At 69.5% G+C, this 2724-nt stretch carries 4 protein-coding genes and 1 tRNA gene; 2 read left to right on the forward strand and 3 right to left on the reverse strand.

Annotation, left to right across the window (positions count from 1 at the left end; genetic code table 11):
- Positions 1–5: 5 nt before the first annotated feature.
- Positions 6–77 (reverse strand) — tRNA-Val (locus tag ACWGIU_RS34810).
- 46 nt (positions 78–123) lie between these two features.
- The gene (locus ACWGIU_RS34815) at positions 124–573 is read right to left on the reverse strand and encodes a TIGR02611 family protein (protein WP_453712100.1); all 450 of its coding nucleotides are present in this window, start codon (positions 571–573) and stop codon (positions 124–126) included.
- Between the two features lie 177 nt (positions 574–750).
- Here ACWGIU_RS34815 and ACWGIU_RS34820 point away from each other — a divergent pair, with 177 nt between their 5' ends.
- Positions 751–1164 carry an SsgA family sporulation/cell division regulator gene (locus ACWGIU_RS34820; protein ID WP_030011909.1) on the forward strand — a complete coding sequence of 138 codons (414 nt, stop codon included), beginning with the start codon at positions 751–753 and terminating at the stop codon, positions 1162–1164.
- 198 nt (positions 1165–1362) lie between these two features.
- Positions 1363–1983 (forward strand): CGNR zinc finger domain-containing protein, encoded by a 621-nt coding sequence (locus ACWGIU_RS34825; protein WP_453712101.1) that lies wholly within the window; start codon positions 1363–1365, stop codon positions 1981–1983.
- Positions 1984–2231: 248 nt separating this feature from the next.
- Here the strand turns inward: ACWGIU_RS34825 and ACWGIU_RS34830 are convergent, their stop codons facing one another.
- Positions 2232–2678, reverse strand: a complete 447-nt coding sequence (locus ACWGIU_RS34830; RefSeq protein ID WP_453712102.1) for a hypothetical protein — start codon at positions 2676–2678, stop codon at positions 2232–2234.
- Between the last annotated feature and the right edge of the window lie 46 nt (positions 2679–2724).

Raw genomic sequence — 2724 nt, forward strand, 5'->3', positions numbered from 1 at the left:
CCGGGTGGGCGATACTGGGTTCGAACCAGTGACCCCTTCGGTGTGAACGAAGTGCTCTCCCACTGAGCTAATCGCCCGGACGCACCGCAAACATTACCGCATGTCAGCGGTGCTCCTTGACCATCACTGGTCCTTGAGGTTCCAGGGCAGGACGAGCCCGTACTTCCACAGGTAGAAACCGATCAGCGCGCCCGCGATGACGAAGCCCACGCTGGTCAGGATGATGTTGCGGCGGCGGACCTTCGGGTCGAGCGCCTTCTGCGCGGCCTCGGTGACCTTCCGCTTGGTCCAGCGCAGCACGAAGTGCGCCCAGGCGAACTCGGTGGCCCAGATCGCCAGGCCCGCGAAGATCGCGACCCAGCCGGGGCCGGGCAGCACGAGCATGGCGATGCCGGCGCCGATCACGGCGAGGCCGACGATGAAGACGCCGACCTGCCAGCTCAGGTGCAGGCTCCTGCTCCGTTTGATGAAGGCCGGCGCCTTCGACACGTGCGGCGTCTCCTCGGAGGCGGCTTCCGTGGTGGTGTCATCAGCGTCGGACCCGTGGGTTCCGCGGTCACTCCCCGTATTCATGAACCCGAATCTACCGGAGCTGGATGCACACCGGAATGTGGGTTTGGATCCGCCGTCCGAGGGACCCAGAGGTCCGCAAAACGGTCAGAGGGGTTTACAACGGCACCGTAGGTGGCATGTCGATTTCGCCGACGTGCGAATCCCCGAGCGCACACTGAGCGAAAGGCCCTGGCGCTTATGAACACCACGGTCAGCTGCGAGCTGCACCTGCGCCTCGTTGTGTCGAGCGAGTCCTCACTGCCTGTTCCCGCGGGCCTGCGGTATGACACGGCCGACCCCTACGCCGTGCACGCCACCTTCCACACCGGCGCCGAGGAGACGGTCGAATGGGTATTCGCCCGCGACCTCCTCGCGGAGGGCCTCCACCGGCCCACCGGTACCGGCGACGTCCGCGTCTGGCCGTCCCGCAGCCACGGTCAGGGCGTCGTCTGCATCGCCCTGAGCTCACCGGAGGGAGAAGCACTGCTCGAAGCACCCGCCCGAGCACTCGAGTCGTTCCTCAAGCGGACGGACGCCGCGGTTCCACCCGGGACCGAGCACCGGCACTTCGACCTCGACAAGGAGCTCTCCCACATCCTGGCCGAAAGCTGAGCCAGGCCTACAGCCGCTCGACACCGTCCGACTCGGGGCGACGGTGCGGGACGGACAACCACATACGGCAGTGCCGGCGCTGTTCCCGCGGAAGCCACCCGCGAGGACGGCGCCGGCGTGCTCTGCGGGACCCGCTATTGTCGGGCGGCAGCGGCGACGGCTCCCGTCGTCGCAGGCCCGGCCCCTGAGGGAGACCCCGTGCAGATCCCCCACGACACCCGTCGCGCGCTCGACGTCGTCGTCGCGCTGGTGAACACCGTGGCCGAGGCCGACCAGCCCGACGGTCTCTCGGACATCGGCGCGCTGCGCGGATTCGTCCAGGAGTACTCGATCAGCGACGTCGGCGAGCTCAGCGCGCGCGACCTGGCCGGCGTCCGGGCGGTGCGCGGAAAGTTCGCCCAGGTCTTCGCCTCTCCGAACCCGCGTGCGGCTTCCATCCTGATCAACGAGCTCGTGGCCACGGCGGGCACCACCCCGCAGCTGACCGACCACGACGGCTACGACTGGCACGTGCACTATTTCGCGCCGGGCGCGTCGGTGGGCGACCACCTGGCGGCCGACGGCGGCATGGCGCTGGCCTTCATCGTGGTCTCCGGCGAGCAGGAACGGCTGCGCCGCTGCGAGGCCCCGGACTGCCGGCGCGCCTTCGTCGACCTGTCCCGCAACCGGTCCCGGCGCTACTGCGACAGCCGGACCTGTGGGAACCGGCTGCACGTGGCGGCGTACCGGGCCCGGCGCAAGGAGGCCGACGCGGAGGCGTCAGAGCAGGAACAGATCGTGAACCGCGGCGAGCAGCAGCAGGATGCCGATCACCGCTAGGAAGATCATCAGGGGTGGCTGGGAGAGCGCGAAGAGACAGCCTCGCGGCTCCTCCACCACAGGGGCGGGTACCGGCGGATCATGGTGCGATGTGTCGAACATGTCGGGCCGATGATGGCGCAGCGCACCGCTCACCGGCCCTCAACACGCCAACACCCGCGCGGGAGTTCGCTCGATCTTGTGGACGAGGCGTCGTCTTGCGGGCCGGGCCGGATCCCGCGCTCGGATCCCGTGCCCGGTTCCTCTGCTCAGATCCCGTGCTTCTTGAGGATGGCCTCGATGTCGGAGAAGTCCTCCGTGGGGGCGGCGGACCGTGCCTGCGAACCGGCCTGGGCGGCGGTGCCCAGGGACGGCGCGGAGGCGGCCGGGGCGACGGCCTCGGCGGCCGGGCTCCCCTTGACCTTCTTCGCGGGCTTCCCGGGCTCCCCGGACGCCGTCAGGCCGCGGCGCTCGACGGCCCGGGTGATCGTGAAGAGCAGCCAGGACAGCCCCAGCAGTCCGAAGCCGGCCCAGACGGTCGGGTCGAAGACCATCCCGGACACCCACTCCACGAACCCCGTCATCACCAGGGCGACCGGCACCAGCGCGTACGCGGTGATCCGCGCGGCGGCCAGGAAGCGTTTGCGGTAGGCGGTGACCGCGGCGATGCCCAGGCCCGCCACTGACACCGCGGAGCAAATGGTCTCGGCAAGCATGCGGTCCTCCGGACTCTCGGCGGCTCGGCGATCTGTCCCTCTCCAT

The sequence above is a fragment of the Streptomyces sp. NPDC054840 genome (assembly GCF_053611065.1).

Bases quoted from the DNA above. Each gene is read 5' to 3' on its own strand.
- ACWGIU_RS34830 (WP_453712102.1), bottom strand. From the start codon at position 2,678: ATGCTTGCCGAGACCATTTGCTCCGCGGTGTCAGTGGCGGGCCTGGGC.
- ACWGIU_RS34815 (WP_453712100.1), bottom strand. From the start codon at position 573: ATGAATACGGGGAGTGACCGCGGAACCCACGGGTCCGACGCTGATGAC.
- ACWGIU_RS34820 (WP_030011909.1), top strand. From the start codon at position 751: ATGAACACCACGGTCAGCTGCGAGCTGCACCTGCGCCTCGTTGTGTCG.